General features: G+C 41.8%; 13 protein-coding genes. 5 read left to right on the forward strand and 8 right to left on the reverse strand.

The genetic code is table 11. The features are described from left to right. Window position 1: 1 nt before the first annotated feature. The 5 genes from WDM69_RS02665 to WDM69_RS02685 all read right to left on the reverse strand — a co-directional run bounded on the left by WDM69_RS02665 (window position 2) and on the right by WDM69_RS02685 (window position 4,539). Complete coding sequence (locus WDM69_RS02665; RefSeq protein ID WP_338755636.1) at window positions 2-733, reverse strand: hypothetical protein; 732 nt, start codon at window positions 731-733, stop codon at window positions 2-4. 132 nt (window positions 734-865) lie between these two features. Then, window positions 866-3,064, reverse strand: coding sequence for an FAD-dependent 5-carboxymethylaminomethyl-2-thiouridine(34) oxidoreductase MnmC (gene mnmC, locus WDM69_RS02670; RefSeq protein ID WP_338755637.1), 2,199 nt, complete (start codon window positions 3,062-3,064; stop codon window positions 866-868). A gap of 9 nt (window positions 3,065-3,073) precedes the next feature. Then, window positions 3,074-3,559, reverse strand: a complete 486-nt coding sequence (locus tag WDM69_RS02675; RefSeq protein WP_143823210.1) for a hypothetical protein — start codon at window positions 3,557-3,559, stop codon at window positions 3,074-3,076. 18 nt (window positions 3,560-3,577) lie between these two features. Further along, window positions 3,578-3,874, reverse strand: coding sequence for a YciI family protein (locus tag WDM69_RS02680; RefSeq protein WP_078306297.1), 297 nt, complete (start codon window positions 3,872-3,874; stop codon window positions 3,578-3,580). Between the two features lie 116 nt (window positions 3,875-3,990). Continuing rightward, entirely contained in the window at window positions 3,991-4,539 is a 549-nt protein-coding gene (locus tag WDM69_RS02685; RefSeq protein WP_078306298.1) for an inner membrane-spanning protein YciB, read from the reverse strand. Between the two features lie 298 nt (window positions 4,540-4,837). On the opposite strand from WDM69_RS02685, the gene WDM69_RS02690 reads away from it, so the two are divergent. The 3 genes from WDM69_RS02690 (at window position 4,838) to WDM69_RS02700 (ending at window position 8,945) form a co-directional block, all read left to right on the forward strand. Then, on the forward strand, window positions 4,838-5,713 hold the full coding sequence (locus WDM69_RS02690) for a PHP domain-containing protein (protein WP_078306118.1): 876 nt from the start codon (window positions 4,838-4,840) through the stop codon (window positions 5,711-5,713). A gap of 416 nt (window positions 5,714-6,129) precedes the next feature. Beyond that, the gene (locus tag WDM69_RS02695; protein WP_078306119.1) at window positions 6,130-6,984 is read left to right on the forward strand and encodes a transporter substrate-binding domain-containing protein; all 855 of its coding nucleotides are present in this window, start codon (window positions 6,130-6,132) and stop codon (window positions 6,982-6,984) included. Window positions 6,985-7,388: 404 nt separating this feature from the next. Further along, on the forward strand, window positions 7,389-8,945 hold the full coding sequence (locus tag WDM69_RS02700; protein WP_338755638.1) for a GGDEF domain-containing protein: 1,557 nt from the start codon (window positions 7,389-7,391) through the stop codon (window positions 8,943-8,945). 23 nt (window positions 8,946-8,968) lie between these two features. Here WDM69_RS02700 and WDM69_RS02705 read toward each other — a convergent pair whose 3' ends face one another. From WDM69_RS02705 to WDM69_RS02715, 3 genes are all read right to left on the reverse strand, one after another. Continuing rightward, window positions 8,969-9,457 carry a YajQ family cyclic di-GMP-binding protein gene (locus tag WDM69_RS02705; protein WP_078306121.1) on the reverse strand — a complete coding sequence of 163 codons (489 nt, stop codon included), beginning with the start codon at window positions 9,455-9,457 and terminating at the stop codon, window positions 8,969-8,971. A gap of 182 nt (window positions 9,458-9,639) precedes the next feature. Then, entirely contained in the window at window positions 9,640-12,246 is a 2,607-nt protein-coding gene (locus tag WDM69_RS02710) for an ATP-binding protein (RefSeq protein ID WP_338755639.1), read from the reverse strand. Window positions 12,247-12,405: 159 nt separating this feature from the next. Then, window positions 12,406-12,810 carry a hypothetical protein gene (locus WDM69_RS02715; protein ID WP_143823211.1) on the reverse strand — a complete coding sequence of 135 codons (405 nt, stop codon included), beginning with the start codon at window positions 12,808-12,810 and terminating at the stop codon, window positions 12,406-12,408. A 200-nt stretch (window positions 12,811-13,010) separates the two neighbouring features. Between WDM69_RS02715 and WDM69_RS02720 the strand changes: the two genes are divergently transcribed. Beyond that, on the forward strand, window positions 13,011-13,715 hold the full coding sequence (locus WDM69_RS02720) for an alpha/beta hydrolase (protein ID WP_338755640.1): 705 nt from the start codon (window positions 13,011-13,013) through the stop codon (window positions 13,713-13,715). Window positions 13,716-13,730: 15 nt separating this feature from the next. Continuing rightward, the gene (gene zapE / locus WDM69_RS02725) at window positions 13,731-14,825 is read left to right on the forward strand and encodes a cell division protein ZapE (protein WP_338755862.1); all 1,095 of its coding nucleotides are present in this window, start codon (window positions 13,731-13,733) and stop codon (window positions 14,823-14,825) included. The last annotated feature ends 41 nt before the right edge of the window (window positions 14,826-14,866 follow it).

The following is a 14,866-nucleotide window of genomic DNA, read 5'->3' on the forward strand; positions in this document are numbered from 1 at the left end:
ATTAATTGAGAATTTGGTTTTTAACAAACACCTTCCAAACACCATTATCAGCAATGGGATTGGTATAAGCGTCATTACGGCGTTTGCGTGGTTTTTTGCGACTGTCAATAATCTCAAAACCATCTAAAGCATGGACAATCAGCCCTGTGCGATAAAATCGCATTCTCACTGGGTTAAGCTCTTTACCCTTATGGTCTTTGGCAAAGACATACGCCCTAAGGTCGATAAACTCTCGATGAGCCACCAAGCGCACATCATCATCACCATCAAACGCACGTTGCATGGCAAGGACTTGGGCCTCTGGATACTCGCCACATTTGTGTATCAATGCACCCAGCGAGCCGAAGTTTTTGGACTCTTTAGCACGGGTTTTGGTCAGATGTAAGCGTTGTACCCGCTGTACAAATTGTGGCAGTTCAAGACAGGCAGGTAAAGGCAGATAATCAGGTGGCAGATAAGCAGAAGGATAAAACGCCATGGCACGGTCTATGAGTGGTTGCCACCGCTGTTGGTAAGCGGTTACTTCCTCCAAATTGCCATAAAAAATTGGCATGTCTTGCACTTGGGTCAAGATGTCTGGCGGTATCTGTTCTTCTCGCATTTTGGCGATGTCCGCTTGCAGGGTTGATAATAGGTCTTTGGCAAGTTTTTTATCATCAGTGGTCAGTGTGTCATTGATGTTAGCCTCACTGGCAAATGGGGGCAGTACAAATGGGGCAGAACGTCTGGTCATAAAGCGGTCATCTTAGTCAATATTGAAATAAAATTAAAAATCAACCATCATATGGTCAGTGTAACAAGAAGTTGGACAAAATTGGGCAAAGTTGGACAAAGTTGGGCAAAATAATCTAAGCCAACAAATTTTTTAGTCATTTAACGGTGTTTGCAAACGCACACGGTTAGGAGACAGTTTGGCCATCAGTTGGGTGGGCATTGGCGGAATGGCATTGGTCATCATATCTGCAAGTAATTCAGCACATAATGGTGCAAAGGCAAATCCTTTTGACCCCATACCGCTCATCGTCCAAATGCGACTTATGTCTGTATTGGCATTGACTGGCTTATCAACTTGGTCATCAATTCGCCCAACAACAGGGTGATAATCAGGCGTTTGGGCTCGGATACTGGCTCGGCCCTGCCAGTCGATGCTGGTTAATATCGACTCGCTGTCAGTAAACGCCATGCCAGTATCAGCAAGGGCATTGATGAGCTTATTAAGATTGTCTTTATGCTCTTGTGGACGCAAATCAGTCGCTGTGTCATTACGCACAAAACTTGCCCCCAATAAAAAAAGGGTTTGGGTATTTGGTTTTTGCTTGGCTTTTTTGCTTGATTTTTGTGAAAGAACATCGTTTGGCAAATCAGTAAAAGGTGTGCAATAGCCACCGTATTTGACAGGTATTTTTGGCAGATATTGCCATTGATTTGCTGTGGGGGTAAACCATGATACTTGTCCACGGATTTTGCGATAATCAAAAATCTGCTGATGTAACAGACAACTTTCATAAGCGGTACAAATCACCACCGCATCGGTATTCAGCGACTGCTTGTTTTGAACGTTAACCTTGATGCCTGTTTTGGTTTGAGTCATGCTGGTAACACAAGCGGTCTGATAAGTAATCAAGGGGTGAGCAAGAACATGTTTTGCTAAAGCTTTGGGATTGACCAATCCTGCTCTGGGGAAATAAGCAAATGGTAAGTCAATCATGGACAGATGACGGCATTTTGCCATGTCAGTTACCATGCCAGTTTTTTTGACAGTTTGCTGCTGTATCATCATGGCAAAATCATCTGGATAGTCGTCGATTTGTTTGGGTTGTTTGGGGTTGGTATTGGCTAATGTGTCTATGACCCCTGTTTGCTCAAAGATTGGTGCTGTCGAAGGTGTGGTTATTTGTTGATAAAATCGAACACCATACAGATAGCTCATGCTGTGCAGATGCTTATCAACCTGTGTCAGTGCTGTCATTCTGGGAGCAAGTACAGCTCTGGGGTTGCCTGATGCCCCTGATAGTGGGGCGGTTTTGTCCATCAAAGTGATTGTGATGCCCCGATTTGCCAACGCCCATGCACTCATCAATCCTGCAATGCCTGCTCCAATAACTAGCACATTTTTTGGTGTGCTTGAAGGTGGCGTAATTAAAGGTGGCGTATTGGAGGCATGATGTGATTGGACATCAGCAGATTGAATGCCACTCGTTGCTAATTTTGCTGTCAGCATTTCTCGTTTACGCCCAAAGCCCTTAACTTTGGTAACATCAAAGCCAATGGAGGCTAAGCTTCGTTTGACTACCCCTGCACAACTAAATGTCGCAAGCGTTGCATTGGGGGCAGATAAGCGTTGAATTTGAGCAAAAATGTCATCTGACCATAAAGACTGATTGCACGCAGGAGCAAAACCATCTAAATACCAAGCATGGATTTGACCAGATGCTTGCTGATTGAGATGGTGTGGCTGACCAACATGTAGCATTGGCAAATTATCTGTTGCATCACCCAACCACAAATCCAATGTCAGAGCGTCATTAACAAAATTGATGCGATGACACCCTGCCACCAATGGTGGGTAATTTGCCAAAAATTCGCTGATTAAAGGCGCCAGGTTGGGCTGGCTGTTTTGCCAATCTTGTAATGCTTGGGTTAAATCGGTATGGGTCAGTGGGTGTTTTTCAAAACTAATAAAGTGTAAACGTGGCAACTGAAAGATTGCCTTATCATTGCTCATCTGATTGAGATGTGGCTTGCGAATTTGTCGCCATAACAGCCAAGTGGCAAAAAAATTCAGCCCCGTACCAAACCCAAGCTCAGCGATGACAAAGATTTTTTGCTGTTGCTCATGTGATGACACATACAAATTGGCAAAACGTTGTGGCAGATGATTATGCCCAATAAACACATGATGGGCTTCTGCCAAACCATCTGCCTTAGAAAAATACACATCGCCAAACTGGCGTGATACAGGCACAGTATGGCCTGCATCATCGGTTTGCCAATCAATCTTGGCAGGGACAATTGCTGTTTTAGAAATTGTGGCATCAGGTGAATGATGTTGTTGATTAGACATGGGCAACCACTACCAGCGTTCACGCTGACGGAACACAAACAAGCCTAAGCCAAAGCCCACCAACAGACTGACAATCACGGTAAACACACCATACAAATAAAGTTGCCCACTGCGTTCATGCACCAGTACGTTGACTTGTGTTTGTAAGTCGTTGACTTCTCGTTGAAGTTTGGCGTTTTGGGTCAGTAACGTTTGGTTGGCAGCAGATAACTTACTTTCACTGGGTTGTTGGTTGGCAAGGGTTTCAAGGTCATTTGTTGATGGGTTGGTGCTGGGGTCAGTTGTGGTTTCATTGTTGATGACAGTAACTTTGGGGGTCGTATTGGGGACTGCTGATGCTGTCATGCTAATGACAGAAGAAAGGAACATCAACAACAAGCTTAAGCACAGACAACGGGTCAGTCGATTGCCATTTGTGCGACTTATGTGATTTGTACCGCACAACATGCCATTTGCACCACTGGCATGTTGTGAATAAAAAATGTGCTGAACCATAAACATCAACCGTTCATGTTAAGGCATGGGTAAGGTTTGAACAAACGGCTTGATGTCCACATGTGCATATACCCCAGCATGCAGATAAGGCTCATCTTTGACCCACGCTTGTACCGCATCAAGCGAGTCAAACTCAGCAATGACCACACTGCCAGACATCTGCTTACCCCCATGCTCAATGGGAGTAGGGCCTGCGATGACCAAGCGGTTTTGTTCTTGTAAGGCGTTTAGCCGTGCCACATGGGCAGGGCGGGCTTGTTGACGTTTGGTTTGGCTGTCAGCAACATCATGACCGATAAGAACGAATAAAGGCATTGTGTGTCCTAATTTATGTATTTTGGTTGGTGTATTTTGGTTAAAGTCAGTATCATGAAACATCGTGAAGCATTGACATAAAAAGCTTTGACATAAAAATCTTTTTTTGGTGAACGTCATTCTTGTGGTTTGCTGAGATTGGGGTTAAGGTGGTTTTTTAACAGAGCAAACTGCCCAACCATAAACAGCAACATAATCGGTATCCAACCCCAAGTTTTAAAATTAATCCATGCGTCATTGGACATCATAAAGGCTGTGATATAATGTAACGTTGCCATCAGCATAAAAAACCCACCCCAAGCCAACGTCAACCGCCTCCAGCCCATATCTGATAAAGCAAACACATCTTTCATGGCAAGCCTCATCAACGGTTTATTCATGGCAACACTGACAAACAAACTGAACGCAAAAAACCCATTGATAATGGGGGATTTCCAACGAAGATACACATCATCATGAAGCAACAAACTGATGCCACAAAACAGCACCGTCAGTAGCAACACAACCCATTGTTGTTTGTCTAATTTGCCCTTTTGTCGCATCAAATGAACAGCATATACCACCAACGTAGCGACCAACAACGCTGCTGCTGCTTGCAAAATGCCGTATTGCTTGGCAACCACAAAAAAGGCAATCAAAGGGATAAAATCAAGAATGGCTTTCATAAATAACAACTTGCTAACATATTGGCGTACTTTTGGGCATGATAACAGGCATGATAAAGGTGAGACCAAATGGAAGTGAGCCAAATAAATATCAAAATAAATATCAAACAAAATGCGTTTGACATTAATATCATACAACATACAATGAATGCCATCACAGATGGCATAACACATTAAACGCCATAAAAAAGGCCGCTTAAGTTTAAATCATTCTAAGTTTACACAATTCAAGGCATAAAAAAAAGCCAAAACCGCATTCTTAGTTTTCACTCACCCAAATGAGCAATTAGGACAATTGATGAAATATGATTTACACTGCCACAGTACTTGTTCTGATGGCACTTATGCCCCTGATGAGCTGGTCAAGCTTGCCAAAAATCGGGGCATAGATGTACTGGCATTGACTGACCATGACACCATCAGTGGATTGCAAATGGCCAAGCAAACCGCCGAAAGCATTGGATTAACCTTTATCTTTGGGGTAGAAATCAGTTGTGTTTATACGCTCACAGGCAGTCATGACAGAGACAAACAACGCAATAAAATCATTCACGTGGTGGGGCTAAACTTCACCGACATCGATGCCATGCAACAGCAGTTACAGTTTATCCAAGACAGCCGAGCTAATCGTGGGCTTGCCATGGTTAATAAACTTGCTGACATATTACACATCGATGCTGATGCTCTTTGGCAACAAGTACTTATCAAAGCGTCTGGCGATGCCAAAGCGGTGGGGCGAAGTCACATCGCTCAAGTATTGCACCAAAATGGATACGTACCCACCGTGCAATCTGCGTTTAGCAAATATCTGGCAGACAACAAACCTGCCTATGTCAAGCTTGATGCTTTAAGCCTACAAGATGGCGTGGCACTGATACATCGTTGTGGTGGTAAAGCCATATTGGCACACCCCACACGCTATGACCTATCTGCCACCTGTATTCGCCGATTGATGGCTGACTTTGCTGAATATGGCGGTGATGCGTGTGAATTGCCTGCCATCGATGAGCCACTGAGCAAACGCAAAATGATTGACCGTGTGATACAACAGCATGACCTACAAGTGTCTGTGGGCAGTGATTTTCATGGCACCAGCATGCCATGGCGAGCATTGGGCGATGTGGCAGAATTAAATGCCACACAAGTCGGTGTGTGGCATGATTGGCACATTTAATTGATTCTTGAAATATATCCAAATCTATTCTAGAATATTTTCATTTATTGTCTTACATTCCACAGTTAAGTTAAGACTAAATTGCGAGTACGCAGTAACTTAACTGGTAAGACGTTTCCAAACACACACTTAAGCTAATTCGTGTCTATGACAATCCTAACAGTAGGATTAGCTTAAAATAAGAACCTAAGATGTACGGTGTGTCGTACGGGCGGTTGCCACTATCTTAGGCTTGCGGTCGGGCTTGACCGTCTAGCAGCAGGAATCCCCGCACTTTAGGGCGGGGAGGAAGTCAAAGTACTGACGTATCAGCTTGTTGACTGTACCGTAATCATACTATGGTGGCACATTCTCAATCGCATCATTGTTTGTGATGCGTCAATTTCATTCTCATTCTAAAGCCTTGTGGAGCATTTATGTTGTCATTAACCAAAACTGTTTTATTAGCATCTTGCTTGTGTGTTCTGGTAGGCTGTACTAAAACCAAAGAACAACCAATCCAAGCACCAGAAACCGAGGCTGCCACACAATCAGAGGCTAAAACCACCGTTAACTCTGAGTACACACAAAATCCAAACTGGGAAACGATTGTCGTTGGCTCAGAAATCAACTATCCACCGTTTGAGTTTCAAGATGAAAGAGGTCTTCCAATGGGTTTTGAGATAGATTTGCTACAAGAGCTTGCCAAAGCTGAAGGATTTAATGTGCAATTTATCCACCATAACCGCAATGAGATGGCACAGACGCTAGATAATAATAAGTATCGCATTTGGGCATCGGCATTATCTGTCAGTCCTGAACGCGCTGCAATTGTTGATTTAACCAAACCTATCCTGACTTCAGAGTATGTTGTAGCGGTATTAGATAACGAAAAAAATGCCAACATCACAACAGACAAAGATTTACAAGGTAAAACCATTGCAGTCAGTAAAAATGCCAAAACAACCTTAGAGCATGCACTTAAGGTCTCAGGTGATCAGCAACTTATTGTGCCATTAGACACATATTTTTTAACGGTAAGAGAGCTTTTTAGTGGTAAAGCTGACGCACTCATCAGTGATAAACGAGTTTTAGATTACTACATCGCTAAGTATCCTGATATGAAAATCAAAACCATCAATTTAGACGGTAGTGAGCAAAAAGATTTGGCCTTTGCTGTTAAAAAAGGTGATGGTGAGATGCTCAATAAGTTAAATAGCGGTTTAGACAAATTAAAGGCTGATGGTACTTATGAACGTTTAGTACAAAAATGGTTTGGTACAACGTCTTAACTTAGTTTTATTATGCGTAATTCTCCACCAGTCATCTTTAAATTTAGATGGAGACGTAAGCACTAATGTATGCCAAATCACAACCAAACCACTTACTTTAAAAAGTTAGCTGTCTAAGCTTAAGTTGTTATGGGTTGCAAGGATTCTCACACCTACCGCTAGGTTTGGTGGTGGAAGTATGTCAAAAAGGCTTGCAGTGTGGTTCTTTTTGCCTATCATTGGGCATTGATGAATGGCAAAAACAATATCAAAAAACAATATCAAATGGATAAGCAATTCTATGGAATATAGAACCTATGGATTTGGGTGGGTTTTTTAGAACGGCATGTTAGTATGTTATATGTTAGTGTTAGTATGTTAAAAGTTGGATAATCTAAATGGTTAGTTGGTAGTTGGATACACGCTTGAAACAGACTTTCATACACATTCTTAATCAGTCATTATCACAGATGGTGTTTCATTGGCAACAATCCAATCAAATGGCACTGTTATTGACATGTGTTCTATATGAACTGATGATGTATTGGGCGTGGTTTGTGTTGGTATGGTTTTTTTTAGATGAACTGATGCCTGCGTTAATCCCATTTAGGGTTTATTTATTTTGGTTAATATGCACAGTTTTCATGGGTGTTATTTTAGTACTCATTAAATATGTCAATAACCGCCCACCTGCCAAACATCGCTTGCACCAACTTGATAATGGTTTGGCGGTGCTTGGGGTGTTTTATATCACCATGATATTTTTAGTTAATGGTGGTGATACGTTGTATTTGGGTGTCAGCCTTGTGAGTACAACGTTACTGTTCATCATGTTGGGTAATAAACACACAACATGGTATTCGTTTTTAGCACAACTGGTTACAGTAATGATATTGAGCTTGATGGATTTTTTAGGCATTGAGCTACCAACACTGTATGACAGCAAAATGTTATACCAAATTGAGGTGAAGCAGAGCTTTTCAGGGGTATTTTTACAAGCCAGCTTATTGATGTTTGCCACACTCAAAGCCTTCTTTAGTGTCAAAGTTTTAAAACAATTAATGCACTTATTTGACGAAAGTCGCCGTGTTCTGCAGTATCAAGCGGACCATGACACCATGACAGGGGTCAAAAACCGACGTTACGCCATAGATTGGTTACAAAAGCATTTATTTGACATCAATTCATATCAGCACCAAGAGTATCAGCATGAACCACAAGATTTAAGTGTGATATTGTTAGACATTGATTTTTTCAAACGCATCAATGACACTCATGGACATGGGGCAGGTGATGAGGTGCTAAAAGAAGTGGCAAGACGTTTACAACAGCAAAGCCAAGAGTATCATTATCGACAAAACTCCAGTGAAATGGTGTTGATCAGTCGTTATGGGGGTGAAGAGTTTTTGGTGGTGATGCGAAGAACCACCCATGATAACGCCTTAAAATATGCCGATCGTTTACGCCGATGCTTGGCAGATGTGCCAGTTTATGTGCCTGCTGAGAAGACACATATTGAGGTAACCGCAAGTTTTGGTGTGGCCAGTTTGTCTGATGCTGAGATTAATACGCTTCGTGTTGATTTAATCAGGCATATGTCAAAACCAGAAGAAACCGACTCTGCTGAACTGACCACCATGCACATCAATGCCATTAATGATAATGAGCTAAAAAATAATGACCAAAACATCAATGACCAAAATATAAACGACCACAAAAACAGTCTTACCGCTAAGCACAGCTGGTCAAATGTTCAAGATAAAGCCATGTTGGTCGCCGTCCGTCAACAAAAACTGAAAGCTGACTTTATTCGCCAAGACCGCAGTATTGATAACATCATCAACATGGCAGACGTTGCTTTATATGATGCCAAAAAGATGGGGCGTAATTGCGTCATCAGTGCCATGCAGACCATCAGCATTGACACGCTGTTAGAAGATGGTTTTAGTTTGTCTGGTTCGTATCAGCCAAGTAAGGCTTAAAGATGTTTTTAGTCTTTAAATTTCTAGTCTTTAAAATTGTTAAACTGCAATGGTACACCAAATCTTTTTTCTTTTAGTAACGCCATTGCCAACTGTAAGTTATCTCTTTTTTTATCCGTTACTCGCACCTTATCGCCTTGAATGCTGGCAGAGACCTTTAAGTCGGATTCTTTTAAGGTTTTGCTGATTTTTTTGGCGGTGTCGCTGTCTAAACCGTCTTTTAAATCAATCAATTTTTTAATTTGCTTACCTGAGCCTTGATTTTCCTGTGGGCTAAGCGATTGTAAATCCACACCACGCTTTATCAGATGCTTTTCGAGCATGGCATAGACATTGTCCATTTGTAAGTCATTATCTGCCAAGATGGTCAAGGTTTTGGCTTTTTCGTTGAGTTCAAGTTTGATGTCACTGCCTTTAAAATCAAAGCGAGTGGCAATCTCTTTTTCGGTGTTTTGTACAGCGTGCTTGACTTCAAAGGTCTGTAATTCTGAAACAATGTCAAATGATGGCATGTGATGCTCCTTTCTTGCTTGTTAAAAACTTTGCTTGTTGAAAGCGTCTGGTAAGATAAGTTGATACATTAATAAGGGTCTTACTTTTATTTTAAACACAATTTTGCTCATTTATTAGATGGATTGGTTGAATTGATTGGACGAATGGTTGTGTCATTAGGCCACAACTCCAGCCCCCAACTCTAGACCACAAACTCAATGCGAAATTTACTGTATTTGGCTTGTTGGCTATCAATGAATAGGCGGGCGTTTAATGCTTTAACATGATGTTTGACCAACTGCATTCCCATACCGCTTCCTTGATTTGCGTCAGTGCCACTTTTATTATTATCAACCACCCTGTTATCAACCGATTGGCGATAAAGCTTTTGCGAAAACAGCAGCTTTAGGATTTGTTCATCAGAGAGATGTTTGGCATTTTTTTGCTCAATTAGCCCCGCTGTCATCGCATCTTGCACCAGTTTGTTAAAGTCAATACCACCACCGTCATCACTGCATTGCAACTCATAGGCATGACCGTCTGCTGTTTTGGTCTTGGTCAGATGAATGCGTATTTGTCCATATGCGGTTTTGCCTGTGCCAATACGCAAGGCGGCTGGCTCTATGCCGTGATGAATGGCATTGGACAACAGCTGTAAGCTGATGTCATAAATCATGCAACGCTGGGTGTTACTAAGCCCTGATTCATTCCATGTGGGGCAGTGTAGATGAATGTGTTTTTGTTGGGTTTTGACTTCATTTTCAACAAATTGGGTGAGTGATGCCACCGTTGCTTGGTTGTCAGTTGTTAAGTCATTGGCTATAGTGAGTGATAATTTATCTGTTAAAGTTGGGTGCCAAACTGGTTGATTTGCTGGCAAATCATCTGGCAAGTGTTGTCGTTGTTGATACACTTGTTGATACGCTGTTTGTTGTAATAAGGTAAGCTGTTCTATTGCATGTAATGCCGTGGTAAGGGCATCATCTTTAGCAGATGAATGCACGTTTTGTTTGGTTGATAACATTTGGACACAATGATGAATTTGTGTGGCATGTTGGACATAAGGCGGTAAGTCTGATGCTTTAGCATCAATCAAAATGCTGTGTGCCGTACGCAATAAAAAATCAATATGACCAGATGCCAAAGTGTGATTGTTCGCTTTATCCTGAGTTAAATTTTTTGTTGGTTTGGTGTGTGCGTCATCGGTATGTGCATCGTTGGCTTGTATGTCCGATAAATCATTAAGGGCTTGATTGAGCATGGATAGGCGTACGTCCATGCGTTTCATAAATGTCAGTAACCTTGTGGCATCAATTGTTAATAACTGTGGCAACGGTTCAAGTTGATTCAAGTCTGTGCTGTTGATATGTTTGCTGGTTGAGTGGTTGGCTTTATTTGTGGTGGGGTTTAACGTGGTGGGGTTTAATGTTGTGGGGTTTGACGTTGTCGGGTGGCTGGTCAATACAGATGTGGTGATATTGGCAGGGCGTACTCTGACTAACAGATGCTCATCTGCTTGGGTGGAAAATAATGGTGATGGCTGTGATTGTGTGGCTGTGTTTAATAAAGTAAAGGAAAATGACAGCTGTTTTGATGACTGTTTTGATGATATGTCAGTGCCAGTGTGAACGATGAATGACACTGATTTTAGCGGATTTTTTGCATCAATGTCGTCATTGGTCAATAAACCTTGGTAAATCTCATTGATGAAATTTTTAGCACGTTCATGGTCAGCTTTTGGAATGCGTCGCTCAAGCAAGCTTAAAAAACGGCGGTGGCTCAGTTTATCAATTCCTATGATGGATGTTAGCGTGGGCGATTGTCGTTCGGTGATGCGTCCTTCAATATCCAAAAAAAACAGCCCATCATAAGCTGTGGCAAACAGTTCATCATTTAAGTGAGCGATTTGTCGCATCTTAGCATTGCTTTGCTTGATACGGCGAGTAAAATAGACCACCAGCCATAATAAATAGACAGCAAGTAAAATAAAGCCACTCCAAAACACCTTTTTGGTGACAGATGTCCAATACGCATTTTGTTGCCTACGTTCTTGTGTTAATTGTTTTAAGGTGTCAGCCATTGAGTGATGATTTAGATAAGCAAAATTGGCTAAAGCCAGTGTGTCGTTGTCATCATGATGAATGAAGTTTGTGCCACCTGTCAGTAGGGGCTGTAGCAACGACTGTTGGCGTTGCCATGTTAGATTAAGATTGGCTAAGGCTTGGTTGTTACTTACGTCATTGACTGCTTGTATCAATATCATTTCACCAGCACGGTTTTGTATTTGTCCACCTGATTGTAGGTGATGGAGCAACGTATCGATGCGATTTGCATTATCTTCAACTTGAGTAATAACAGCAGGAATAAGGGCAACAAGGTCATCATTGGCTTGGGTGAGTAATGCCAACTGTTCTATGTCAATGGTCAGTGTGGTCAAGCGATGAGTCAACTCTTCGGTGATGTCAATTATCACATGGTTGTGTTTCATTTGTTGATTGGCAATATGACTGCTGATAAGCATCAATGACAATATTGCTCCCAAACCTAATAAAGAGTATGTCCATAATGACATATTGGATTTTAAATTGTGTTTTGGCTGATGTGCTTGTTGTGTGATTTGCTCAGATGGCTCAGATTGAAACTTAACATCATCAATGGCGTGATGAATGTCCATACAATCAGCATCTTGATGATTAAGATGATTGCCAGAATTGATATGGTCATTAGGACTGATATGGTTGTTAGAACTGGCATGATTGTTAGAATGAGTGGTGGCAGATTGGCTAAGATGGGAGATGCGATGAGACATAAAACGACCGTACGACGATATTGCAATATTCAAGCAAATTGCATTGCTAACAGCGACAAAATAAGCAACAAAAAAAGCGTATCATACCATTATTCAAGCAAAAATTGATGGGTGATATTAATATCAGCTGCATATTCCTTTATCAATTTTTTACCGATGCTAAAATGATTGACACTGAAATTTTATCAATACTTGATATTCTGGCAGTTGTACCTGTCGATAAGAGGATTGTCCAAAAATATTTCCCACCACACTGCCCACTCGTCCAAAGACGCTGTTTTTCTTCGTCCGTGTGCCATGGTGTTGATTGATTTCTTGTTTTAATATCATCGTTTGTTGAGTGTTACATAATTTATTGGCTCGTTTTTTGGCAAGAGCATAAGCTTGGTTGGGATTTGGTGCAATGCCAACCGCTTGATGCACAGGCAACCCTGTAACCTGTTGTGGATATTGTGTGGCATCAACGGACTGACAAGCGACCAGACCCATGCTGATACCCATGCTGATACTAAGGCAAATGCCCGCTGATGAAGCCACATAAGAATACCGCCATAATCCAACCATTATGAACCAACCATTATCAACACACCATATCAACAAGACAGCAGGATAAAACCAAAATAAAATAGCGACATAAGATGACATAAGTGTATCATGATACGCTGTCTATCGTGTTACAATGACAGGCAATTTTTTAATTCATGTCAATGATGAATGATTATTAATGATTGATAATGATGATTGATACAGTGAGTTGAGTAACGATGATAAAAAATAACCCCACCCAACTGATTGATGCACCAGAAGGTCAATTGCAAGTTGATGCCTTGTGGCACAATGATGACCCAATGGACACTGCGGTAGAACGCATTGCGTTGTTGTGTCACCCCAATCCTTTAGGGCAAGGCACAATGATGAATAAAATCGTAACCACCATGTACCGATTTGCCCGTGATTTTGCCAAAGAGCAACCAGATGAGCCTATGCACGTGGTGCGGTTTAACTATCGTGGTGTGGGGCAGTCCACAGGCAGTTATGGCAATATGGACGGTGAAATTCAAGATGCCTTGACGGTGTTGCAATGGATAGCCAACCAAACATCAGCCCGTAAACTTTGGCTGGGTGGTTTTTCATTTGGGGGTTATGTGGCGATGAGCTTGGCTCAAATGATTGACGAACAAGGGGCATTTTTGGGCATTGGTGATTTTGAATTGACTGATTTGGCATTGATTGCCCCATCGATTGAGAGGCACTCTTTGGATAACATCGCATTGCCAACAGAAAAAACCTTTATGGTGTATGGTGAGCATGATGAGTTGGTTTCTCCGAGTTCTTTGGCAAAATTTGCACAAGACTTTGGTATTTGTGCTGATGTGGTTGATGACACAGGACATTTTTTTCATGGGAAGTTGGGCGAGTTGACCAAGTTATTAAAGAAAAATACGTCTTTAATTAAGTCATCTTTTTAATGGAGTTAAATCATGATGAGGCTCACTCCCTTACAACGTTATGAGCAAGCATTACAATCCACAGAGTTTAGTGAAGACCCACAGCAACGCATGGCGATGACTTATTTGGATACGGTCAGCCATAAATTACAAAACTTTAATCCTGATAAAGGCTTTTTTGGCTTTTTTAAACCAGATCCAAAACCGCCAAAGGGCTTATATATGTGGGGGGGTGTTGGTCGTGGTAAAACATGGATGATGGACATGTTTTTTGACGCAGTGACTATTGAGCGTAAGATGCGAATGCACTTTCATCATTTTATGAAAGATGTGCATAAACAGCTCAATGCGTTGTCAGGGCAGGCCAATCCGTTGGTCAGTGTGGCGGATAATATTCATAACAAGGCCATTTTAATATGTTTTGATGAATTTTTTGTCTCCAATGTGTCCGATGCGATGATTTTGGGTGATTTATTTACCCTGCTGTTTGAGCGTGGCATCACTTTGGTGGCAACTTCCAACATTGAGCCATCAGGTTTGTATAAAGACGGCCTGCATCGAGACCGTTTTTTACCTGCCATTGCTGAGTTAGAAAAACACACCAAGATAATGAACATTGATTCTGGCATTGATTATCGCCTAAGGGTGTTGCAACAAGCTCAATTATATGTATCACCATTGACCAAGGATAATGCTCATTGGCTTGCCAATCGCTTTGCCAGCCTTGCCAATCAGCAAAAAATCAGCAAAGACCCCATCAGCGTTAATGGGCGACAAATCAGCATCAACGCCCGTACTGAAAATACCTTGTATTGTGAGTTTCGTCAGTTGTGCTTAGAGCCACGCTCAGCCAGTGATTTTATCGAAATTGCCAACGATTACAGTACCGTATTGGTGGATAATGTGCCAAAACTAAGCGATGAGTTGCGTGACCCCACTCGTCGCTTTATTTATTTGGTAGATGAATTTTATGATCGTCGGGTGAAGTTGCTTGTGCGAGCCCAGCAGTCCATCTTAGAATTGTATCAAGGTGAAAAACTGGCGTTTGAGATTGAGCGGACTCGCTCAAGGCTTTTGGAGATGCAATCTGAAGCGTATCTCAAACAAGCACATCGGCTGGATAAAAACTAACCAGCAGATGACCCATCACACCAATACAAATCAATTTTTCC

The sequence above is a fragment of the Lwoffella lincolnii genome, assembly GCF_037201985.1.
GTDB lineage: Bacteria > Pseudomonadota > Gammaproteobacteria > Pseudomonadales > Moraxellaceae > Psychrobacter > Psychrobacter lincolnii.

What these genes read in the sequence shown, in the direction of transcription:
- WDM69_RS02685 (WP_078306298.1), bottom strand. Translation starts at nt 4,539, where the DNA reads ATGAAAGCCATTCTTGATTTTATCCCTTTGATTGCCTTTTTTGTGGTT.
- zapE (WP_338755862.1), top strand. Translation starts at nt 13,731, where the DNA reads ATGAGGCTCACTCCCTTACAACGTTATGAGCAAGCATTACAATCCACA.
- WDM69_RS02675 (WP_143823210.1), bottom strand. Translation starts at nt 3,559, where the DNA reads ATGGTTCAGCACATTTTTTATTCACAACATGCCAGTGGTGCAAATGGC.
- WDM69_RS02705 (WP_078306121.1), bottom strand. Translation starts at nt 9,457, where the DNA reads ATGCCATCATTTGACATTGTTTCAGAATTACAGACCTTTGAAGTCAAG.
- WDM69_RS02720 (WP_338755640.1), top strand. Translation starts at nt 13,011, where the DNA reads ATGATAAAAAATAACCCCACCCAACTGATTGATGCACCAGAAGGTCAA.
- WDM69_RS02710 (WP_338755639.1), bottom strand. Translation starts at nt 12,246, where the DNA reads ATGTCTCATCGCATCTCCCATCTTAGCCAATCTGCCACCACTCATTCT.
- WDM69_RS02680 (WP_078306297.1), bottom strand. Translation starts at nt 3,874, where the DNA reads ATGCCTTTATTCGTTCTTATCGGTCATGATGTTGCTGACAGCCAAACC.
- mnmC (WP_338755637.1), bottom strand. Translation starts at nt 3,064, where the DNA reads ATGTCTAATCAACAACATCATTCACCTGATGCCACAATTTCTAAAACA.
- WDM69_RS02695 (WP_078306119.1), top strand. Translation starts at nt 6,130, where the DNA reads ATGTTGTCATTAACCAAAACTGTTTTATTAGCATCTTGCTTGTGTGTT.
- WDM69_RS02665 (WP_338755636.1), bottom strand. Translation starts at nt 733, where the DNA reads ATGACCAGACGTTCTGCCCCATTTGTACTGCCCCCATTTGCCAGTGAG.
- WDM69_RS02715 (WP_143823211.1), bottom strand. Translation starts at nt 12,810, where the DNA reads ATGGTTGGATTATGGCGGTATTCTTATGTGGCTTCATCAGCGGGCATT.
- WDM69_RS02690 (WP_078306118.1), top strand. Translation starts at nt 4,838, where the DNA reads ATGAAATATGATTTACACTGCCACAGTACTTGTTCTGATGGCACTTAT.